Origin of the sequence: Streptomyces silvae (assembly GCF_016745505.1) — a bacterium.
GTDB classification, from domain to species: Bacteria; Actinomycetota; Actinomycetes; order Streptomycetales; family Streptomycetaceae; genus Streptomyces; species Streptomyces silvae.
The window spans coordinates 1-21,359 of sequence record NZ_JAERUC010000170.1 but is presented as its reverse complement, the minus strand read 5'-3'; the positions used below and the strand labels follow the sequence as shown (position 1 = coordinate 21,359).

The window sequence follows — 21,359 nt, the reverse complement described above, 5'->3', positions numbered from 1 at the left end:
GGATGAGTGGTTCAGGACGTCATGACGGCCGCGGCCGGCTCGGCAACGTGTTGTCGAACCTGGCCGTGGCCGTCGGCTGTGTGCTCTTCCTCGGCGGGTTCGCCTGGGGAGCGGTGGTCTACAAGCCGTACACCGTGCCGACCGACTCGATGACGCCGACGGTGAACGCCGGCGACCGGGTCCTGGCCGAGCGGGTGGACGGCGGTGACGTACGGCGCGGGGACGTCGTCGTCTTCACCGACTCGACGTGGGGCGATGTGCCCATGGTGAAGCGCGTCGTCGGCGTCGGCGGCGACAAGGTCGCCTGCTGCGACAAGGAAGGCCGCCTCACCGTCAACGGCAAGCCCATCGAAGAACCGTATCTGCGGGCCGAGGGCGCCTCCGCGCTCGCCTCGGCGGGCGGTGGGGCCTCTGCCTCCGCCCAGAAGTTCACGGCGGACGTGCCCGAGGGGCAGCTGTTCCTCCTCGGGGACGAGCGCAGCACCTCGATGGACTCCCGGGTCCATCTGGAGGACCCGGGTCAGGGTTCGGTCCCGCGCAGCGCCGTCGAGGCGCGGGTGGACGCCATCGCCTGGCCCATGAACGGCATGATCGGCCGGCCCGGCGCCTTCGCGTCGCTGCCCGGCGGTGTGTCGTCCGAAGGGCCGCTGCCGCTGCAGATCGGCGCCGTGGTGGCGGGTGCGGTGCTCATCCTGGGCGGAGCGGCCTACGGCCCGCTGGCGGCGCGCTCCGCACGGGGGAACACGAGGCCGAGGGCGTCCGCCGGTGCCCACTGAGACACGCAAGGTCGCGCGTGTGGTGCTGCTGGACCCGGACGACCGGATCCTGCTGCTGCACGGTTTCGAGCCCGCGGATCCGGCTTCGAGCTGGTGGTTCACCCCGGGCGGCGGCCTGGAGGGCGGGGAGACCCGCGAGGAGGCGGCCCTGCGGGAGCTCGCCGAGGAGACCGGGATCACGGATGTCTCCCTCGGCCCTCTGCTGTGGACGAGGACCTGCTCCTTCCCGTTCGACGGGCGGCGCTGGGACCAGGACGAGTGGTACTTCCTGGCCCGTACGTCGCAGAACGCGACCGACCAGAAGGGCCTCACCGAGCTGGAGCTGCGCAGTGTCGCCGGTCTGAGGTGGTGGACTTCCGCCGAACTTCTGGCCACGCGTGAGACGGTGTACCCGACCAGGCTCGCCGGGCTGCTGCGCACGCTGCTCGACGAGGGTCCCCCGAGTGTTCCGCTGGTTCTCGCCCCCGAAATCGTGTAATCGGCCAGGGGTGCGTGGGGCTGACGCACAATAGGGGGACGCACGGCTGAAGGGGAACATGCCATGAGTGCCGAGGACCTCGAGAAGTACGAGACCGAGATGGAGCTGAAGCTCTACCGGGAGTACCGCGATGTCGTCGGTCTGTTCAAATATGTGATCGAGACCGAACGGCGCTTCTACCTCACCAACGACTACGAGATGCAGGTGCACTCGGTCCAGGGCGAGGTCTTTTTCGAGGTTTCCATGGCGGACGCGTGGGTCTGGGACATGTACAGGCCCGCCCGGTTCGTCAAGCAGGTCCGCGTCCTGACATTCAAGGACGTGAATATCGAGGAGCTCAACAAGAGCGATCTCGAACTCCCGGGCGGCTGATCCGGGCATGATCCCGGGCCTCCCGCGCGCCTGATCCCCGTCCCCCCGAGCGTGACCCCCGATGTCCCGGTTCACTCGTCCGAGTGGCCGGGATATTCACAACGGTCCGGTTGTCCACCAAGATCCAAAAGATCGGCCGGGGCCCGTCACAGTCGGTGCCGGAGGTGGTGCCGATATGAACGCACGGGGGGCACTCGGGCGGTACGGCGAGGATCTGGCGGTACGGCTGCTGGTGGACGCCGGTATGACGGTGCTGGAGCGCAACTGGCGATGCCGCGCCGGAGAGATCGACATCGTCGCCAGGGACGGCGACGCGGTGGTCGTCTGCGAGGTGAAGACCCGCAGGGCGGGCTCCTTCGAACATCCCATGGAGGCCGTCACACCGGCCAAGGCCGACCGGCTGCGCAGGCTCGCCGAGATCTGGCTCCACCGGCACGGCGGTCCGCCGCCCGGCGGGGTCCGGATCGATCTGGTCGGCGTGATCATGCCCAGGCGCGGCGCCCCGGTCGCCGAACATGTGCGGGGCGTGGCCTGATGGGGTTCGCGCGGGCGTGCTCGGTGGCGCTGGTCGGCGTCGAGGGCGTGGTGGTGGAGGTCCAGGCCGATCTGGAGCCGGGGGTGGCGGCGTTCACGCTCGTCGGCCTACCGGACAAGAGCCTGGTGGAGAGCCGGGACCGGGTGAGGGCCGCCGTCGTCAATTCCGGGGCCGAGTGGCCGCAGAAGAAGCTCACGGTGGGACTCTCCCCGGCCTCCGTACCGAAGGGCGGTTCGGGTTTCGATCTCGCTGTCGCCTGTGCGGTCCTCGGCGCGGCGGAACGGATCGATCCGGCGTCCATCGCCGACGTGGTGATGATCGGGGAGCTCGGCCTCGACGGCAGGGTGCGCCCGGTGCGCGGGGTGCTGCCCGCGGTGCTCGCGGCGGCGGAGGCGGGCTACCGGCAGGTCGTGGTCCCGGAACAGACCGCCGGGGAGGCGGCCCTCGTGCCGGGCGTCTCCGTCCTCGGCGTACGGAGTCTGCGCCAGCTGATCGCGGTCCTCGCCGACGAACCCGTTCCCGAGGAGCCGCCCACGGACCGGGGCCGCCCGGACTCGATGCTCGCCGGGCTCATGGTGCCCGGAGCGGGCCTCGGTACCGGACTGGCCCCGCTGTCGGCCGACGGCACGGCGCACCGGCCCGACCTGGCCGATGTCGCGGGCCAGGAGCGGGCGCGCAGGGCCCTGGAGGTGGCCGCGGCCGGCGGACACCATCTGCTGCTGTCCGGGCCGCCCGGGGCCGGGAAGACGATGCTGGCCGAGCGGATCACGGCGATCCTGCCGCCGCTCTCGCGGCAGGAATCCCTCGAAGTGACGGCGGTGCACTCGGTCGCGGGCATCCTCCCCCCGGGTGAACCCCTGATCAGCAGAGCGCCCTACTGCGCCCCGCACCACTCGGCGACCATGCAGTCGCTCGTGGGCGGAGGCAACGGCCTCCCCAGGCCGGGAGCGGTGTCCCTGGCGCACCGGGGCGTCCTCTTCCTCGACGAGGCACCGGAATTCTCCGGGCGGGCCCTCGACGCACTGCGTCAGCCCCTGGAGTCCGGACATGTGGTGGTCGCACGCGCGGCCGGGGTCGTCCGGCTGCCCGCACGCTTCCTGATGGTGCTCGCCGCGAACCCCTGCCCGTGCGGGAGGCACACCCTGGCCGGTGCCGGCTGCGAGTGCCCGCCCTCGGCGGTGCGCCGCTACCAGGCGAGGCTGTCGGGGCCGCTGCTCGACCGGGTGGATCTGCGCGTCGAGGTCGAGCCCGTCGGACGGGCGGACCTGATGGGCAGCGGCGGCCGCGGGGAGACCTCGGAGGTGGTGGCGGCCCGGGTGCGGGAGGCCAGGGAGCGCGCCGGTGAGCGGCTCGCGGGCACCCCCTGGACCACCAACAGCGAGGTGCCAGGACATGAGCTGCGGACCAGGCTGGTCGCGGCACCCGGCGCCCTGATGGCGGCCGAACGGGACATGGAGCGGGGCGTCCTCACCGCCCGTGGCCTCGACCGGGTCCTGCGCGTGGCGTGGACCGTGGCCGACCTGAGGGGCGCCGACCGCCCGGACGCCTCGGACATCGCGGTGGCGCTGGAGCTGCGCACGGGCATCCAGCGGGGGGTCCCGATGCAGGCGGGTGCCCTGTGAGCGCCCCGCCGGTCCAGGGTGAGCGGGAGCGGCTGGCGCGCGCCGCCCTGACCCGGGTGTTCGAGCCCGGGGACGAGCGCGCCGGCCGCTGGATCCGGGAGGTCGGGCCCGTCGAGCTGATGCGGCGCCTCACCGGCGCGGACGGCCCGGCCCAGGTCCTCAAGGGGATGACGGCGACCCGGCTCGCCGGCTACCGCCTCCGGGCGTCGAGCGCCGCCCCGGGTAAGGACCTGGCGGACGTGGCCGCGATGGGAGGACGCTTCGTCTGCCCGGGGGACCGGGAGTGGCCCAGCCAGCTCGACGACCTGGGTGACGCGCGGCCGATCGGGCTCTGGGTGCGCGGACGGTCCGACCTGCGCCTCTGGGCGCTGCGCTCGGTCGCCCTGGTCGGCGCCAGGGCCTGCACGCCCTACGGGGCGCACATGGCGGCGGGGCTCGCCGAGCGGGGCTGGGTCGTGGTCTCCGGCGCGGCGTTCGGGGTGGACGGCGCCGCCCATCGCGGGGCGCTGGCCGCGGGCGGGGCGACCATGGCGGTGCTGGCCTGCGGGGTGGACGTGGCCTATCCGCGAGGACACGCCGGGCTCATCGGGCGCATCGTGGAACAGGGCATGGTCCTGGGTGAGCTGCCGCCCTCGGACCATCCGACGCGCAGCAGGTTCATCCTGCGGAACAGGGTGATCGCGGCGCTCACGCGGGGCACCGTGGTGGTGGAGGCCGAGTACCGCAGCGGCTCGCTGGTCACCGCGCGGAACGCCCAGCGGCTGGGCCGTTTCACGATGGGCGTGCCGGGCCCGGCCACCAGCGGTCTCTCGGCCGGGGTCCACGAACTCCTGCGCGGTGAGGGCGTCCTGGTCACCGACGCCGCCGAGATCACCGAACTGGTGGGGGAGATCGGCGAGGTCGCCCCGGCGAGGAGCGGCCCCGTCCTGCCCCGCGACCTCCTCGACGCCGCCTCCGCACGCGTGCTGGATGCACTGCCCGGGACGGGCGCCATGGACGGGCGCGACGTGGCCCGGAGCGCCGGAGCGTCGATGGACGAAGCGCTCGGTCGGTTGTACGAACTCCACTCACTGGGGTTCGTCGAACGCGAGGGCGACAGATGGCGGTTGACGCCGGGACCCACACGCAATGGGGACGCGCGGCGAGGCGGTACTTGACCCGGAGCATTCGGGTGAAAAGGTGATGCAGATGACTTCGGCAGCACCCGGCAGGGCCTGCGGGGGGCGGCGCGAGCGGTGACGGCCCGCGTCGTCGGGCCCGTCGGAGAGCGGCGGAACGACGAGAGATTTGGAAGGCAATCGCACCGCACGGTTCCCTCGTCCTGCGCGCACCGCAACACTTCAGTCACGCTACGCTCACAAGGATTCCGCCCCAGAGACACGTCCCAGCACTTCACAGCAGAACGGCTCAAGGCACCACATGCCCCAGCACACCTCCGGGTCTGACCGCGCGGCAGTTCCACCGGCTGCGCGTGGCACTGTGCGTCCTCCCGCGCCCTCCTCGCTCGACGAGTTGTGGCGTTCGTACAAGACCACCGGCGACGAGAGGCTGAGGGAGCAGCTGATCCTGCACTACTCACCCCTGGTGAAGTACGTCGCCGGCCGGGTCAGCGTGGGGCTGCCGTCCAACGTGGAGCAGGCGGACTTCGTCTCGTCCGGAGTGTTCGGGCTGATCGACGCCATCGAGAAGTTCGACATCGAGCGGGCCATCAAGTTCGAGACCTACGCGATCACCAGGATCCGCGGCGCGATGATCGACGAACTGCGGGCGCTGGACTGGATTCCGCGGTCCGTGCGGCAGAAGGCCCGCAACGTCGAGCGCGCCTACGCCACGCTGGAGGCGCAGCTGCGGCGTACGCCCTCGGAGGCGGAGGTTGCCGCAGAGATGGGCATCGCCCTGGAGGAACTGCACGCTGTTTTCAGCCAGTTGTCGCTCGCCAACGTGGTGGCCCTGGAGGAGCTGCTGCACGTCGGCGGCGAGGGCGGCGACCGGCTGAGCCTGATGGACACCCTCGAGGACACCGCGGCCGACAACCCCGTCGAGGTCGCCGAGGACCGCGAGCTCAGACGGCTGCTCGCCCGCGCCATCAACACCCTCCCCGAGCGGGAGAAGACCGTGGTCACGCTCTACTACTACGAGGGCCTCACCCTCGCCGAGATCGGCAACGTCCTCGGGGTCACCGAGAGCCGGGTCAGCCAGATCCACACCAAGTCGGTGCTGCAGCTCCGGGCCAAGCTGGCCGACGCCGGACGCTGAGCCGGGGTGGCTTCGGCCACCTCGTCCCGGACGCGGACCTCCCGTCCGACCGGCCCCGCCGTAGAGTGGAGGGGTGCCCAGGATTCGAGCGGCCTCCGTGGCCGAGCACCGGACCATGCAGCGCGGCGCCCTCCTGGACGCCGCACGCTCCTTGCTGTCCGAGGGTGGTACGGAGGCGCTGACCTTCCCCGCCCTCGCCGAGCGCACCGGCCTCGCCAGGTCCTCCGTCTACGAGTACTTCCGCTCCCGCGCGGCCGTGGTCGAGGAGCTCTGCGCCGTCGACTTCCCCGTCTGGGCCGCCGAGGTCGAGAACGCGATGGAGCGCGCCGGCACACCCGAGGCGAAGATCGAGGCCTATGTGCGACGGCAGCTCGACCTGGTCGGGGACCGGCGCCACCGCGCGGTCGTGGCGATCTCCGCGAGCGAACTGGACGCGGGCGCCCGGGAGAAGATCCGTGCCGCGCACGGCGGCCTGATCGCCATGATCGTCGAGGCCCTCGCGGACCTGGGCCACACCGAGCCGAGGCTCGCTGCCATGCTCCTGCAGGGTTCCGTGGACGCCGCGGTACGCAGGATCGAGCTGGGCGCGGCCGAGGAGCCGGGCATCGTGGCGGACACGGCCGTGGCCATGGTCCTGCGCGGCGTGCGGGGCTGAGCCGGCTCCGCGTCCGCCTCCGGGAGCGGCACACCGAACACCGGCAGCAGCCGGGAGGGTCCCCGTCGCAGCAGTGACGGAGGCAGCAGCGTCAGCGGATCCAGATAGACGTCCCCACGCCGCAGCCCCCAGTGCAGACAGCCGGAGGCGCAGTGGGACGGCTCCGGCCCGACCACCCCCACCACCTGCCCGGCGGCCACCTCGTCGCCCGCGGAGACCCGCGCCCGCACCGGTTCGTACGTGAAGCGCAGCGGCGGCTCCCCGCTCCCCGCCACGTCGACGGAGACCACCCCGCGTCCGGCCACCGCACCCGCGAAGGCGACCCGGCCCGGGGCGGCCGCCCGCACCGGCGTACCCGGCGGGGCCGCGAGGTCGACCCCGCGGTGGCCCGGCCCGTACGGACCGGCCGGCGGCTCCCAGCCCCGTACGACCAGGGGCCGGCCCGCGAGCGGCCAGGCACGCCCGCCGGCCGGCGGGGGTCTCTCCGCGGCCCGGGCGGAGGGCGGCCACAGCAGGACCAGCAGGACCGCCGGCAGTGCGGCGAGGAGGGCGGCCACCGACGCCGTCCGCAGCCGGGACGGCGGCGGTACGGCCGGTGAGCGCCCCGGACACGGCGGCCCGGCCGGACGGGCGGCACGGGGCCGGACATCGGTTCTTCCAGGTGAGAGACGCATGACGCAACGATCTCCCGGAGCCCCGATCCGCGGGGATCATGGCCCGGATCTGTGGACGACCGAGCGGTTGTGGACATCGCCGTCACCCTGCACCCGGCGGGTCCCGTACACTTCTTCTGGCGATCCGGGTCACCGGGTCGACTTCGCACGCCCCGCCACCTCCCTCTCTGCGGACGGTGGCCGCGCTCCTCGGTCCTCAGTGGCACGGCGCGTCGGGGCGTCAGGCGCGACAGCAATCCTGCGGTCGCGACAACCGAGTACCTCAAGGAGTACGGCCATGGCCGTCGTCACGATGCGGGAGCTGCTGGAAAGCGGCGTCCACTTCGGTCACCAGACCCGTCGCTGGAACCCGAAGATGAAGCGCTTCATCTTCACCGAGCGCAACGGCATCTACATCATCGACCTGCTCCAGTCGCTGTCGTACATCGACCGCGCCTACGAGTTCGTCAAGGAGACCGTCGCCCACGGCGGCTCCATCATGTTCGTCGGTACCAAGAAGCAGGCGCAGGAGGCCATCGCCGAGCAGGCGACGCGCGTCGGCATGCCCTACGTCAACCAGCGTTGGCTCGGCGGCATGCTCACCAACTTCTCCACCGTCTACAAGCGCCTTCAGCGTCTGAAGGAGCTCGAGCTCATCGACTTCGAGGACGTGGCCGCCTCCGGCCTCACCAAGAAGGAGCTCCTGGTCCTCTCCCGCGAGAAGGCCAAGCTGGAGAAGACCCTCGGTGGTATCCGCGAGATGCAGAAGGTGCCGAGCGCCGTCTGGATCGTCGACACCAAGAAGGAGCACATCGCCGTCGGTGAGGCGCGCAAGCTCCACATCCCGGTCGTCGCGATCCTCGACACCAACTGCGACCCCGACGAGGTCGACTACAAGATCCCGGGCAACGACGACGCGATCCGCTCCGTCACCCTGCTCACCCGCGTGATCGCCGACGCCGTCGCCGAGGGCCTCATCGCCCGTTCCGGTGCCGCCACCGGTGACTCGAAGCCGGGCGAGAAGGCCGCCGGCGAGCCCCTCGCCGAGTGGGAGCGCGACCTGCTCGCGGGCGACAAGAAGGCTGACGCCGAGGGCACCGCCGAGGTCCAGTCCTCCGTCGAGACGGAGAAGGACGCCGACGCCGACGCCAAGCCGGCCGCCATCGCCGACGAGCAGGCCGAGGCGCCCGCCGCGGAGGCCCCGGCCGCCGAGGCCCCGGCCACGGACGAGCAGGCCTGACACCCGTCAGTCACGGCTGAATGACGGCGGGGGCCGGTGCACCGGCACCGCCCCCGCCGTTCACCCGTAGATCTTTCAGACTTCGAGAGAGAAACAGACTCATGGCGAACTACACCGCCGCTGACGTCAAGAAGCTCCGCGAGCTCACCGGCGCCGGCATGATGGACTGCAAGAAGGCGCTCGACGAGGCCGACGGCAACGTCGACGGCGCCGTCGAGGCGCTCCGCATCAAGGGCCAGAAGGGCGTCGCCAAGCGCGAGGGCCGTTCCGCCGAGAACGGCGCCGTCGTCTCCCTCGTCTCCGAGGACAAGACGTCCGGCGTCCTGCTCGAGCTGAAGTGCGAGACGGACTTCGTCGCCAAGGGTGACAAGTTCCAGGCCGTCGCCAACACGCTCGCCGCCCACGTCGCCGCGACCTCCCCGGCCGACCTCGAGGCGCTCCTCGCCTCGGAGATCGAGTCCGGCAAGACCGTCCAGGCGTACGTGGACGAGGCCAACGCCAACCTCGGCGAGAAGATCGTCCTGGACCGCTTCGCGCAGTTCACCGGCGACTTCGTCTCCGTGTACATGCACCGCACCATGCCCGACCTGCCGCCGCAGATCGGTGTGATGGTCGAGCTGGACAAGGCCGACGCCGAGCTGGCCAAGGGCATCGCGCAGCACATCGCCGCGTTCGCCCCGAAGTACCTCTCCCGCGAGGACGTCCCCGCCGAGGTCGTCGAGGCCGAGCGCCGCGTCGCCGAGGAGACCACGCGCGCCGAGGGCAAGCCCGAGGCCGCGCTCCCGAAGATCGTCGAGGGTCGCGTCAACGGCTTCTTCAAGGAGGCCACCCTCCTCGGCCAGCCGTACGCGCTGGACAACAAGAAGTCCGTCCAGAAGGTCCTGGACGAGGCCGGTGTCACCCTGAAGCGCTTCACGCGTATCAAGGTCGGCATCTGAGTCCGTCCGCGAACAACGGTGGACCCCGATAGGGTCTGGTGCAGTCGTAGGCCGCACTCAGCCGGACGACCGCAGATCTGACGAGGAGGCCATTGCCGCTGAGGGACAACAGACCCACCGGCAATGGCCTTCTTCGTATGTGCACGAGGAGAATCTCCATGAACAAGGGTGCGGACGCCCCACAGGGTGACCACAAGCGCGACGACGGCACGATTTCCGGCCGCTTCATGCTGAAGCTTTCCGGCGAGGCCTTCGCCGGTGGCGGAGGTCTCGGAGTCGACCCCGACGTCGTGCACGCCATCGCCCGAGAGATCGCGGCGGTCGTACGCGACGGAGCGGAGATCGCGGTCGTCATCGGCGGCGGCAACTTCTTCCGTGGCGCCGAGCTCCAGCAGCGCGGCATGGACCGGGCGCGGTCCGACTACATGGGCATGCTCGGCACCGTCATGAACTGCCTGGCGCTGCAGGACTTCCTGGAGAAGGAAGGCATCGACTCGCGCGTCCAGACCGCCATCACCATGGGCCAGGTCGCGGAGCCGTACATCCCGCTCCGTGCCGTGCGGCACCTGGAGAAGGGGCGCGTCGTGATCTTCGGCGCAGGCATGGGCATGCCCTACTTCTCCACCGACACGACCGCGGCCCAGCGCGCCCTGGAGATCGACGCCGAGGCGCTGCTGATGGGGAAGAACGGCGTGGACGGGGTCTACGACTCCGACCCGAGGGCCAACCCCGACGCGGTGAAGTTCGACGCCCTGGAGTACGGCGAGGTGATCTCGCGAGACCTCAAGGTCGCCGACGCCACCGCCATCACGCTCTGCCGTGACAACCAGCTCCCGATCCTCGTCTTCGAGCTGACCGCGGAGGGCAATATCGCCCGCGCGGTGAAGGGTGAGAAGATCGGCACGCTGGTGAGCGACCGGAGCACCCGGGCCTGACGGCCCAGACGATGGACAACGGCCTGCCGGTCGGACACCGTGCAGGTGAGGACGCGACGCAGGATCCGCAGGACCCGACGATGCCGGGTCCGATCAAGACACGCAGGAGCACGTGGTGATCGAAGAAATCCTCCTCGAGGCCGAGGAGAAGATGGAGAAGGCCGTCGTGGTCGCGAAAGAGGACTTCGCCGCCATCCGTACCGGCCGTGCGCACCCGGCGATGTTCAACAAGATCGTCGCCGACTACTACGGCGCGCTGACCCCGATCAACCAGCTCGCCTCGTTCTCGGTCCCCGAGCCGCGGATGGCCGTGGTGACCCCGTTCGACAAGACCGCGCTGCGCAACATCGAGCAGGCGATCCGCGACTCCGACCTCGGCGTCAACCCGAGCAACGACGGCAACATCATCCGCGTGACGTTTCCCGAGCTCACGCAGGACCGCCGCAAGGAGTTCATCAAGGTCGCCAAGACCAAGGCCGAGGACTCCAAGATCTCGATCCGCTCCATCCGCCGTAAGGCCAAGGAGTCGCTCGACAAGCTCGTCAAGGACAAGGAGTCCGGCGAGGACGAGGTCCGCCGCGCCGAGAAGGAGCTCGACGACACCACCGCGAAGTACGTCGCGCAGGTGGACGAGCTGCTCAAGCACAAGGAAGCCGAGCTGCTCGAAGTCTGATGAACGACTCTTCCCGGGGCGCCCCGCAGGGAGCCGGTTACTGGAGCGCGCCCGAGATGGGGGGCGCTCCGGCGGGTCCTGCCCACGATGTGCACGGCGCCCAGCAGACTCGGCCCATGCCCATCGTGCCGGACGTTCCCGACGCAGGTAGAGACGCTGACGACCGCGATGACCGGAACAGGGACGCCGCGCGCGTCAGCGGCCCCCTGTTCCGTGACGAGGAGCCGCAGGAGCCCATGTCCACCCCGCTGCCCTCCCCGCCGCCCAAGAAGCGCGCGGGGCGTGACCTGCGTGCCGCCATAGGGGTCGGTGTCGGTCTCGGCGCCCTTGTGGTCGGCTCCCTGTTCATCGTGAAGGCCGTCTTCGTCGGTGTGGTCGTGCTGGCGGTGGTGGTGGGGCTCTGGGAGCTCACCTCCCGCCTCAAGGAGCGCAAGGGCATCAACGCCCCCCTCGTCCCGCTCGCCGTCGGCGGCGCCGCGATGGTGGTCGCCGGCTACGTGCGGGAGGCGGAGGGCGCCTGGGTCGCCATGGCGCTCACGGCCCTCGCGGTGCTCGTGTGGCGGATGACGGAGCCCCCCGAGGGCTACCTCAAGGACGTCACGGCGGGCGTCTTCGCCGTGTTCTACGTGCCGTTCCTGGCGACGTTCGTCGCGATGATGCTCACCGCGGACGACGGCGCCTGGCGCGTGCTGACGTTCCTCCTGCTGACCGTGGTCAGCGACACCGGGGCGTACGCCGTCGGCTGGCGCTTCGGCACGCACAAGCTGGCCCCCCGCATCAGCCCCGGGAAGACCCGCGAGGGTCTGTTCGGAGCCGTCGGCTTCGCGATGGTGGCCGGCGCCCTGTGCATGGAGTTCCTGATCGACGGCGGCAGCTGGTGGCAGGGACTGCTGATGGGCCTGGCCGTCGCCGCCAGCGCCACGCTGGGGGACCTCGGCGAGTCCATGATCAAGCGTGACCTGGGGATCAAGGACATGGGCACGCTGCTCCCCGGCCACGGCGGCATCATGGACCGGCTCGACTCGCTGCTGCCGAGCGCCCCGGTCGTATGGCTGCTGCTGGTGCTGTTCGTCGGATCCGGCTGAGCCGGCCCCGACCTCGCGCGTCGCGCGGTTTCACCGATGGGGCCCGCCGTCCACCGGACGGCGGGCCCCATCGGTGTGCTCGGAGGGCTCATGGCGTGCGTGCCGGTCACGGACCGGAGGGGCGGAGCCATGGCCCGGGTGACCGCTTGCGGGCCCCGGCCGTGGGTCGGCCCCGGCGGGGTACCCGGGAGGGACAGACATACCCCGTCACTCCGAGGAGGCTGGTGGCCGTGCGCGCGTGGAAACTCTGGCTGGACCGTAGTCTCACCGCGCAAGCGGTGCTGATCTTCGTCCTGGGGGTGGCAGGCAACGCCCTGTTACGCCGGGACGGGCAAGTCGGCTGGTGGGTGATCCAGACAGGGGTCTTCACCGCCCTCGCCATCGGCATCGTGGCCGCTCAGCGACGCAGGGTCGGCCGGGCGGCCGGCGTCGGCCCCCGGGGGATCGCCGAGCTCAACCGGCAGATCCGGCACGGCGAGGTGCCGAGCGATCCCGAGACGCGGGCGACCATGCAGAAGCTGGTCGCCGAGCAGCTGGGAAAGATGGAGCGGGGCGGCCGGTGGCTGCCGTACTGGCTGGCCTGTATGGGCCTGATCGCGGCAGGCATGCTCGCGCTCGGAATCGTCACCGGCTCCCTGGTCTTCCCGCTGGTCTTCGCGGTCGGCGTGGCCGTGTTCTGCGCCTGGATCCTGTGGATGCGCCGCCGCGCCCTGGAGCGCCACCGCCACATGAGGTCCGCACTGCAGAGCCACGGCTGACAGGGGTAGGCCGCGCGGGGCGTCCACCGTGGTCTCGGTCACGGTTCCCGCGCGGCCGGGCCGCCGGAGGCCTGCCGACCACGGCCGATGCGGGCGTCGCACCGCCCTGCGTGCCGCCCGGTCCCTCGGCGGACCTGAGGACCACGGCGTGTCTGCGACACTGGATGAACCATGCCTAAGCCCGGAGAACTGGCAGTCAGCGGTGGCTATATGCTCTTGACCTGCACAAATTCCGTGTACTCGATTCACCGACCCTGATTGGGCCGTCTCTGGGCCGTCAAGGCCCGTCGGACGCTCAACTCGGGTCTGCGACGGGTCGATCCCAGGCAGCAGTCGCCTGCGGGGGCAACAGAGGCGCCGCTCCAGGCGTAGCGGGGAGATATGCGACGTAGCCTCGAAGTCTGAAATCTGCTAGCGCGCGGGGCAGTTAGTACTAACTGCCCGGCCGGAAATTCTCCAGCGGCATAGGACCGGGCGCAGTACGATGTGCTCCGCAAGGGTGCTCGCTCTTGCGCAGTTTCTAGGGCGCTTGCTCTAGGAAGCCCAAGGAGAGAATCAAATATGGCTCGACAAGTCCACGTGCCGGCGGATGCAGTAAAGAATCTCATCCGTCAGGCGTACGAAGCTGGTGGCCCCTACCAGTGGGCGCGAGAAGCTTGGCGCAACTCGGAAGAGAGTGACGCCTCCATGATCCATTTTGGGATCGAGGAGCAGGCTGCGCGCAGCAAGGGTGTGCTTCGGCGCACGATTATGGACAACGGGTCGGGAATGCTCCCCGACGACCTTCTCGTGTTCCTGTCTTCCTTCGGTGGCGGCGGCAAGCCGATCGGCGTCGATGGCAACTTCGGTCAGGGGTTCAAGTCTTCGGTTCTGCCGTGGAACCCCTATGGCGTCGTCGTCATCAGTTACACCGAGGAGACACCTGACGGTGCCATGGTGTGGATCCAGCGCGAGGGGAACAGCTACACGTTCAAGGAGTGGGATGTCCAAGACGAGGACGGGATGTACCTCGGCCGAGAGGACGTCATGCTTCCGTACGCGGACCCGGAGCACGGATGTCACTGGGGGAAGATCCGTCCTGACTGGATGACCACAGGGACAATCATGGTGCTCCTCGGTGCCTCGGCTGAGAGTGACACCTGGCAGGGGGATCCTGAGCCCTCTCGGCGCGAGACCGTGGACGGGCTCGTGCGCTACCTCAACGGCCGGATCATCGAAGTACCTCACCGGCAGGGCAAACCGCTGGAGACGACGGTCGTAGATCTTTACCGCAAAGGTGAGTCCCACCGGCGGGAGACCAAGGACAAGACAGTTGAGCTGGCCGACGGAACGTCGATGGTGTGGCGGCCCAGGCGCGTTCACGGCCTGCGGCACTACATTCCTGAGACGCTTCTGACGGGTACCGTCCAGGTCGATGACCATGGCACAGTCGCCGAGTGGTTCTACGTTCCGGCCCCCGATGATCCGGTGAAGGGGACTAACGATTACATCGCCCAGCGGCCCGTTGTCGTGGTCGACTACCAGGGCGAGGCGTACCACGCGGACCATACGAAGCACCGGTATCGGCAGTTCGGCATCACGGACGAGATTCTCGGGCGTACATGGGTGATCCTGCGTCCGCCCGTGTTCAGCGACAGTCGACCCACCCGGTGGGGTGTGCTGACTCAGGCATCCAGGCACATCCTCATTACCAAGGGAGGCGGGGAGCTCCCCTGGGAGGAGTGGGGCGACCGGTTCTTCTCTGAGTTCCCCGAGCCGCTCAAGAAGGTTTTGAACGACATTCGCAGCGAGGCCGGAGCGCGTGCGGACGGCTCGATGGGGAAGAACATCACGCGTATCTTGGACCGGCTGAACTCACGGTTCAAGGCGTCACGCCTCACAACCTCAGCTGCAGGAAGAATTCTTGGAGTTCCGGCTGGAACAGCAGTCGTAGAGCGCCGAGAGGGCACGTCTTCCAAAGGTTCGGGAGGTAAGGGTTCGGTAGGTCGCGGACCGTCCGTCGAGCGGCAGGTGTTGCAGCCAGCTCGGGGCGGATCGTTGGCTGGCGCCCCTAACACTGCGAGGGGCGGCTACCCGGCGTTCGCCTGGGACCGCTTCGTCGGGACAGAGGCGAAGTACCTCGCCCGCTACGTGCAGAACGAGACGCGTGAGATCGATGGCGTGGAGCATCGTGGGGTCGTCTATCTCAACGTGGATCACCCCGTCTTCCAGCAGGAGTTCAGCTACTGGGCTAATGAGGTCTGGCCCAAGCCTGACTCCACCCAGGTGCGTGGCTTGGTGCAGCGCGTGTACGGGGAGGAGGCTGTCGCTCATGTTGTGCACGCACAGAACCTGAACGGCACGCTCGTGGGGCGCACGGAGTCGGGCGAGCCGATTGCCATCGGTAAGTCGGATGTCAGCGCCTTGCTCAGTCACGAGGCTCTGTCAGCAGCCCTTCTCGGGTTGGTCAACGTGGAGCAGCGGATCCTGACTCAGGGGGGCGGCCTCTTCGGCGGCAAGGCAAACGCCCGCTAGCCGAAACACCGTAGGAGTGTGCGCCTCACAGGTCTGCCTTCCACGCATCGACTTGTGAGGCGCATCCCCGTTCCAAGTGGGACCGCCGAATTCCCATCATGGCCCAGAGCCAGCATGGGAATGCTAAGCCGCTTGGACCGAGTCCGAGCCCTCATCGCTCCGGCGGGGACCGTAGAGCCCGTTCACAGCTCTTCGCGTGCGTCCCTCGCTACTCGGCATGAGGTGCGTATAGACCCTCAGGGTGAAACCCGGGTCGGTGTGCCCGAGGTAGCTGCTCACCGCCTTGACGTTCTCCCCAGCATCCAGGAGCACGGATGCGTAGAAGTGCCGCAGCGCGTGCATTCCATGCTGCCGCGCAGCCGGTAGAGGGCCGCCGCCCTCCGGATGCGCGATGAGGCCGGCCTCAGCCAGAGCTGGCTTCCAGGGACTGACGTTGAAGTTGCTTCGGTAGACGTGATTGCCCCGAGGCCCGGAGAAGACAAGGGGCCGGGTAAGGGGCGGCCCATCCGGCTTCAGCCATGGAAGCGTCACGTCCACGGGTGGGTAGCGCTGCACGTGCTGGGCCAGCACCTGCCCTACCTGCTCGGGGAGGGGTACGTCTCGCTCCTTCTCACCCTTGGGCGGTGCGAAGAACGCTCGGCCCTTCACTACCTTGATCTGCAGCCCAATGTGCAACCAGCCTGTCAGGAAGCCGATGGCGTCAACGGGAAGCCCGAAGATCTCGCCTTGCCGTAAGCCGCAGCCCGCACCGAGGTCGACCATGGCCTGGTAGCGCGATGGCAGTGCCTCACGCACAGCGAATGTCTGCTCAGCCGTCCACGGGACGACTCGGCCCCCACCTGGTTTTGGCGCAGTTACCGAACTTGACCGGCATGGATTGCGGGGCATGAGCATGTCGTCCACGGCTGCAGTCAGCACGGCTGACACCGTCGCGAAGATGCTTCGCCGGTATGACGATGCCAGGCCGGCGTCCTGCAACTGGCGTGTCCATGTGCGGATGTGTGTCGGTCGGAAGGAACCGAGCGGCCTCGTTCCGAGGTAGGGAAAGGCATGCAGCCGGAGCTGGGTCTCGGTAGTGGCGCGAGACGCTACGTTCGAAGTCTGAGCGGCGATCCAGCGCTCCGCGTACTGCCGGAACGTCGTTTTGCTGGCGGCCGGATCGATGTACTGACCGCGCGACATGTCGGCTTCGATCTGCGCGAGCCACTGTTCCGCGAGACGCTTCTGCCGGTCGGGAAAGGCCTTGGACCGCTCTGTGCCGTCGGGGCCGACGTAGCGGGCCCGGTAGCGACTGCCGTTGCCGTGGCGCTCGGTTTTCACACGGGTGGTACTGCCGTCGGGTGCGGTGCTGGTCTTGTACCAGCGGTCTTGGATGTGGCCGGCCAAAGGATGCTCCTGTGGACATGCGGCAGGGGCACGACCTGCGCGGGTCGTGCCCCTGCCGGATTGGTGGGTGTCAGGCGGCGGCGGTCTCGGTGTTGCTCTTGACCCAGGTCCGCACGGCGGCGGGGTCGTAGCGCAGATACTTGCCGATGCGGATGGCGGGCGGGCCGACGCCCGTCTTGCGCCAGGTGTAGAGGGTCTCGATGCTCGGCAGGCTGAACATTTCGATGAGGTCTTCTGGGGTGAGGTAGCGGTCCGGAAGGCCGGCGCGCAGGGTTGTCTGCGGGTCGGTCTCTGGGGCACGTTTCGGGGCCACGATGCGACTCCATGGAGGGGTGACGGCTGCGTGTGTCCTAGGTGCGGATTTCTGCGTCACCGCGTCACCCGCGTCATCTGAGGCTCTGACCAGGGGTTTTGGGTGACGGAGGTGAGCGAGTCTGCGTCACCGGTGCGTCATCGCCTGCGTCACCGGGTGACGCAGGTGACGCAGGATGACGCAGAGTCGGCCGTCTGCGTCACCGCTGTTGCCGCAGTTCAGGAGCGGTTTTCTGTCCGGGGTGACGCAGGTGACGCAGACCTTCCCTACTTAGGAAAGAAGGAGGGGTGTCTGTAGTAGTGGCGGTGATCCTTCATGCGTGAGAAGGAGCCCTTCGGGCACGCCTTTGGGGCGGCGTTCCGCCGGACAAGCAAGAGGAGCACCCGGCGCGGCGTGCTCTTCTTGCTTGTCCGGGTGACCGGGCGGTGCGGGTCAGAACGCTGCCGCCTGCTCGGGCGGTGCTGGTGGGCTCTGGCGCCTCATCTCGAGGTAGCGGCCCGTCTTGGTGCGACCCGAATCGACGAGGACCCCACGGGCGGCCAACGTGGGCTGGAGGCGCTTGAGGCGGTCGGAGAGGACTTTGCCCGTGGTCGGCCAGCCCTTGGGCAGGGGCCGCAGTTCGTCGCCGCTGTAGACGCGGCTGAGGCAGTGCAGCCACTCGGTGGACGTCATCCGCTGCTCGCCACCGGGCTCGATCGTGTCGGCGTGTGCGATGACGGTCTGCGCGAGCAGGTCCCCCTCGATGACGTCGTCGTTCAGGTCGTCGAGACTGGCCCGGTAGGCGGGGAGCGCCCGGAGACTGGTGGCCGCGTCGAACTGCGCGCACAGGTGCGCGAAGTCCGCCATCCGCAGATCGGTGGGCGTCTCAGCCCCGGCCGCCCGGACCTTGACCGTGAGGTCCAGGAGCGAACCGAGAATGACCGGCAGCGCCTCTGCGAACTCTGCCCACAGCTCGGCTTCGGTGCGGCGGACGTTGGGACGCTCCAGCCGCAAGGGCAGGAGCCGTTCGGCCAGGTCGGGCCGGATGACGCCGACGTCGATTCCGGTCAGGAGCAAGGGACGGCGGTAGCCGACGCGGAAGACGTCTCCGTCGGTGAACAGGGCGCGCTTCACCGACTCGGCTCCGGTGACGATGCAGCACATGGCGTCGGACAGGTCCGGCGTCATGTGAGAGAGGTTGTCCAGCGCAGTGACCCACCCCGCGGCTACGGCTGCGATGAGGTTTTCCTCGTCCTTCGGGGCCCGGCGCAGGTCGCCGGTCATGCCCTCGATGATCCGCACGAGCATCCGGCCGGCCGTGGACTTGCCCGCGCCCTGCGGGCCGGTGAGGAACGGGGCCGGGACGGGTACGGACGGCCCGAGGCAGCCGATCAGCCAGGCGAGAGCCAGGCACTCGGTTTCCGCGTTGGTGAAGTTGGTCAGCCGGAACAGGAGGTCGATGCCCTTGCCGTCGGTGTCCTTGGCAGGCAGGGGGAGTTCCCCGGTGAGCTGGGTGCGTCGCCAGCACACCTCGCGGGGGTCGGGCACGGTGATGTCCCAGCCGGTGGGGTGGATGCGGACGGACTGACCGTCGTTGCGGCCCAGGTCCAGCCACGTCGCTCCGTCGAAGCCAGGGGCCACGCGGATCTGCACGGGCTGGGTGGCCTCGGTCAGTGCCAGGGCTTCGATCAAGTCCAGCGCCTCCTTGAGTGCGGTCCCGTTGAACACGCCGCGCCCGTCCTTGAACAGGCCGACCATGAGTTCTTGGCGGTGGCTGCCCGTCGTGCCCTGCGAGCGGATCGGCCTGGCCACGGGGTGCCCGAGCTTCTGCGCGTAGACGGTGCCGTCGGCGGTGCGGAAGTACCGGAAGTGCGCCTGCGCGTAGTCGGTGATGACCTCGCGGGCAGGGTTCTTCTCGTCGTCAGCCATGTCACAGTCCCAACCTGGTCAGGGCGTTCGTCCACGCGTCATTGCAGTGCCGGGGGCCCTCACCCTTGGCCTGCGCGGCGGCGAACAACCGCCCCACATGGGCGTCGGTCAGGCACCCGCACCGACCGTGAGCGGACAGCACCGCGAGGAACGTGCCGTACACGGTCGCGTGTACCGCGCTGCGGGCTTCGGTGATGCGCTGCTCGGCCATGGCGATGCCCCGGTCCAGATAGGCCGGCGTGCGGTGACGGCATTCCCCGCCTCCGACCCGTGCGGACACGGCGATGGCATGCGGTGCGGGCCGGACCGGGGACGGCTGCTTGACGACCAGGGCGCGCACAGCGTCGGGCAGGGAGGTCATGGCGCCGGTGCCGGGGCCGAGCCATCGGGCGTAGGACATCGTGGACTTGATGTCGACGCCGGACCGCACGGCGTTCGCGGACTGCATTACGCCCCGGTAGATCCAGTGCTGGCCCCGCATAGTCGGCACGGTGCGGGTCGCGGGCAGGTGCTGCCGGGCCCAGGTGATGGCATCGGCGTGGTCGAGGTCGACGACGGTGAGCCCGGTCCCGCCGGGGTGGTAGGCCACCGCAGCGGTCTGCCTCCAGGCCGACGCCCAAGCGGGCCCGGTGAGGGTGGCGGGGTCGGTGGTGGCGGCAGCCCAGGCGTGGCAGGGGCGGGGGCACTGGCACGGCCCGGCCGTTTTCATGGTCGGCCGACCGCCACAGGCGTTGTCTCGGCAGGCAGGGCAGTTCCCGAACGGGACCTTTCCGGCTCGCAGCGGCAGGACGGGGACGGTGCGTGCGGCCAGAGCGAGGGCGGTGGCCAGGAGGGTGCTCATGCTGCGGCCTCCTTCTCGTAGGTGAGGAACTGCTGGCCGATCCATTGGGTGTAGGCGGGGGGTACGGCCTGGCGGGCTTCGGTCTTGTTCATCCAGGTGCAGCCCATGGCATCGGCGTAGGCACGCTCGCCCTTGTGTTCAAAGGGGAGGAGGCCCTTGTGGTGCCAGCAGGGCGGGAGGAGGTCCCCGCCGCCGCCCCAGGACGTTTCGAAGGCGCGGTGGCGGCGGACGTTGAGCCCGAACTGCGACCCGCACAGCAGGTAGTCGGGGCGCAGGGCGCCGCACCAGGAGGCTTCGGGGACGTTTTCGATGACCCAGGGGCGGCCGGTGGACTGCATGGCCTGGCGGCCGGCGGGGATGAGGTTTTCGTGGTCCTGCCGGTTGCCGCGCCAGGCGGTGACGCGGGCGAAGTACTGGCAGGGCCAGGACCCGTGGATGAGGTCGAACCTGTGCCCGTGTTCGGCGACGTAGTCGACGGCGTCGGCCTGGTGGAACTTGAAGGGGTAGTTCGGCATCGGGTTGATGTCGACGCCGACGATGTCGTATCCGGCGAGGTAGTAGCCCATGGACAGGCCACCGGCTCCGCAGCAGGCGTCCAGGAGCCGTAATCCGTTGGGCTTCCGCAACGGCAGGACGCGGGCGTTCACGAGGCCACCTCCACCGGACGGATCGCGGTGAGGAGGGTGCGGCCGATGTGCTCGGAGAATGCCGGGGGGATGGCTTCGGTGAGTTCCTCGCGGACATCGGTCCACGTGATGCCCATGGCTTCCTGCATCTCGGGGATGGTGGCTTTGCCGCCGCCGGAGCCGTATGCGGCGACGTAGGGGCCGTCGCGGTAGACGCCGTGGCGATAGCCCCGCACGTAGCCCCGGTGCCTCGGGTGCGCCGGCCGGGCGATGGTCCAGCGGCCCAATTCGAAGTTGCGGTGGCGCAGGACACCGAGATCGAACATCTCCCCACACAGGGACAGGTCCTTGCGGATCCTGGCCCGTCCGTTGGGCTGCTCGATCACGTACGGCAGGCCGGTGCGGTCCAGGAGTTCGCGGGTGGGCGCCACGAGGTCTTCGTGGGTGCCGCCCCAACCCTGGGACGCGTTGGTGCCCACGGTCAGGGCGCATCCGGCCTGGCAGGGCGGGGAGGTGTGCACGGCCGCGTACCGCTTGATCTCGCCGGACGTGATGAGGGCGGCGAGGTGTTCGAGGGCGTCGGCGCGGTGGAAGGTGAAGGGGTAGTTCGGGCGGTCGGCGATGTCGACGCCGGTTACCTCGAACCCGGCGCGGTGGTAGCCCATGGCCGCGCCGCCGGCGCAGCAGAAGAGATCCAGTAGGCGGGGCCGGTGGCTGGGCACTCGTCGGATCGGGACAGGTTGAGTCATGCTGGGTGTCTCCAGTTCTCGTGAGTGAGTTGCTGGACGAGGGCGG

21 protein-coding genes and 1 pseudogene are annotated in these 21,359 nt (G+C 69.5%); 15 read left to right on the top strand and 7 right to left on the bottom strand.

Going from position 1 to position 21,359, the window contains the following annotated elements:
- The first annotated feature begins 2 nt into the window (after positions 1-2).
- From lepB to JKV81_RS26685, 8 genes are all read left to right on the top strand, one after another.
- Positions 3-776 carry a signal peptidase I gene (gene lepB / locus JKV81_RS26720; protein ID WP_202078169.1) on the top strand — a complete coding sequence of 258 codons (774 nt, stop codon included), beginning with the start codon at positions 3-5 and terminating at the stop codon, positions 774-776.
- Positions 766-1,254 (top strand): NUDIX hydrolase, encoded by a 489-nt coding sequence (locus tag JKV81_RS26715; RefSeq protein ID WP_202078167.1) that lies wholly within the window; start codon positions 766-768, stop codon positions 1,252-1,254. The genes lepB and JKV81_RS26715 overlap by 11 nt, the downstream gene beginning before the upstream one ends.
- A 63-nt stretch (positions 1,255-1,317) precedes the next feature.
- On the top strand, positions 1,318-1,626 hold the full coding sequence (locus JKV81_RS26710) for a DUF2469 domain-containing protein (protein WP_003965949.1): 309 nt from the start codon (positions 1,318-1,320) through the stop codon (positions 1,624-1,626).
- Positions 1,627-1,801: 175 nt separating this feature from the next.
- Entirely contained in the window at positions 1,802-2,161 is a 360-nt protein-coding gene (locus JKV81_RS26705; RefSeq protein WP_129265669.1) for a YraN family protein, read from the top strand.
- A complete protein-coding gene (locus JKV81_RS26700; RefSeq protein WP_202078165.1) occupies positions 2,161-3,783 on the top strand; it encodes a YifB family Mg chelatase-like AAA ATPase in 1,623 nt (540 codons plus the stop codon). Before JKV81_RS26705 ends, JKV81_RS26700 begins: the two co-directional genes overlap by 1 nt.
- Complete coding sequence (locus tag JKV81_RS26695) at positions 3,780-4,940, top strand: DNA-processing protein DprA (protein WP_307820608.1); 1,161 nt, start codon at positions 3,780-3,782, stop codon at positions 4,938-4,940. Before JKV81_RS26700 ends, JKV81_RS26695 begins: the two co-directional genes overlap by 4 nt.
- Positions 4,941-5,202: 262 nt before the next feature.
- On the top strand, positions 5,203-6,039 hold the full coding sequence (gene whiG, locus JKV81_RS26690) for an RNA polymerase sigma factor WhiG (protein WP_099177583.1): 837 nt from the start codon (positions 5,203-5,205) through the stop codon (positions 6,037-6,039).
- A 97-nt stretch (positions 6,040-6,136) separates the two neighbouring features.
- On the top strand, positions 6,137-6,694 hold the full coding sequence (locus JKV81_RS26685; RefSeq protein WP_099177582.1) for a TetR/AcrR family transcriptional regulator: 558 nt from the start codon (positions 6,137-6,139) through the stop codon (positions 6,692-6,694).
- Between the two features lie 155 nt (positions 6,695-6,849).
- On the opposite strand, the pseudogene JKV81_RS36870 reads toward JKV81_RS26685, so the two are convergent.
- Positions 6,850-7,368, bottom strand: a pseudogene (locus JKV81_RS36870) (peptidoglycan DD-metalloendopeptidase family protein); the annotation flags it as partial.
- 277 nt (positions 7,369-7,645) lie between these two features.
- Here JKV81_RS36870 and rpsB point away from each other — a divergent pair.
- The 7 genes from rpsB (at position 7,646) to JKV81_RS26645 (ending at position 15,490) form a co-directional block, all read left to right on the top strand.
- On the top strand, positions 7,646-8,587 hold the full coding sequence (gene rpsB, locus JKV81_RS26675) for a 30S ribosomal protein S2 (protein WP_129265683.1): 942 nt from the start codon (positions 7,646-7,648) through the stop codon (positions 8,585-8,587).
- Positions 8,588-8,688: 101 nt separating this feature from the next.
- The gene (tsf, locus tag JKV81_RS26670) at positions 8,689-9,525 is read left to right on the top strand and encodes a translation elongation factor Ts (protein ID WP_124274910.1); all 837 of its coding nucleotides are present in this window, start codon (positions 8,689-8,691) and stop codon (positions 9,523-9,525) included.
- Positions 9,526-9,683: 158 nt separating this feature from the next.
- On the top strand, positions 9,684-10,460 hold the full coding sequence (pyrH, locus tag JKV81_RS26665) for a UMP kinase (RefSeq protein WP_124274911.1): 777 nt from the start codon (positions 9,684-9,686) through the stop codon (positions 10,458-10,460).
- A gap of 115 nt (positions 10,461-10,575) precedes the next feature.
- On the top strand, positions 10,576-11,133 hold the full coding sequence (gene frr / locus JKV81_RS26660) for a ribosome recycling factor (RefSeq protein WP_014153794.1): 558 nt from the start codon (positions 10,576-10,578) through the stop codon (positions 11,131-11,133).
- Positions 11,133-12,218: a phosphatidate cytidylyltransferase gene (locus JKV81_RS26655; RefSeq protein ID WP_202078163.1), complete on the top strand. Its 1,086-nt coding sequence runs from the start codon at positions 11,133-11,135 to the stop codon at positions 12,216-12,218. The genes frr and JKV81_RS26655 overlap by 1 nt, the downstream gene beginning before the upstream one ends.
- A gap of 230 nt (positions 12,219-12,448) precedes the next feature.
- Entirely contained in the window at positions 12,449-12,976 is a 528-nt protein-coding gene (locus JKV81_RS26650; protein ID WP_129265684.1) for a hypothetical protein, read from the top strand.
- 561 nt (positions 12,977-13,537) lie between these two features.
- Positions 13,538-15,490 (top strand): hypothetical protein, encoded by a 1,953-nt coding sequence (locus JKV81_RS26645; protein WP_202078161.1) that lies wholly within the window; start codon positions 13,538-13,540, stop codon positions 15,488-15,490.
- Positions 15,491-15,613: 123 nt separating this feature from the next.
- Here the strand turns inward: JKV81_RS26645 and JKV81_RS26640 are convergent, their stop codons facing one another.
- The 6 genes from JKV81_RS26640 to JKV81_RS26615 form a co-directional block, all read right to left on the bottom strand.
- A complete protein-coding gene (locus JKV81_RS26640; RefSeq protein ID WP_202078159.1) occupies positions 15,614-16,876 on the bottom strand; it encodes a tyrosine-type recombinase/integrase in 1,263 nt (420 codons plus the stop codon).
- Between the two features lie 70 nt (positions 16,877-16,946).
- Positions 16,947-17,189: a helix-turn-helix transcriptional regulator gene (locus JKV81_RS26635; RefSeq protein ID WP_202078157.1), complete on the bottom strand. Its 243-nt coding sequence runs from the start codon at positions 17,187-17,189 to the stop codon at positions 16,947-16,949.
- Positions 17,190-17,621: 432 nt separating this feature from the next.
- Entirely contained in the window at positions 17,622-19,097 is a 1,476-nt protein-coding gene (locus tag JKV81_RS26630; RefSeq protein WP_202078155.1) for an AICE element replication initiation protein, read from the bottom strand.
- Between the two features lies 1 nt (position 19,098).
- On the bottom strand, positions 19,099-19,938 hold the full coding sequence (locus JKV81_RS26625; protein WP_202078153.1) for a bifunctional DNA primase/polymerase: 840 nt from the start codon (positions 19,936-19,938) through the stop codon (positions 19,099-19,101).
- Positions 19,935-20,585 (bottom strand): DNA cytosine methyltransferase, encoded by a 651-nt coding sequence (locus JKV81_RS26620; RefSeq protein WP_202078151.1) that lies wholly within the window; start codon positions 20,583-20,585, stop codon positions 19,935-19,937. The genes JKV81_RS26625 and JKV81_RS26620 overlap by 4 nt, the downstream gene beginning before the upstream one ends.
- Complete coding sequence (locus JKV81_RS26615) at positions 20,582-21,313, bottom strand: DNA cytosine methyltransferase (protein ID WP_202078149.1); 732 nt, start codon at positions 21,311-21,313, stop codon at positions 20,582-20,584. Before JKV81_RS26615 ends, JKV81_RS26620 begins: the two co-directional genes overlap by 4 nt.
- Between the last annotated feature and the right edge of the window lie 46 nt (positions 21,314-21,359).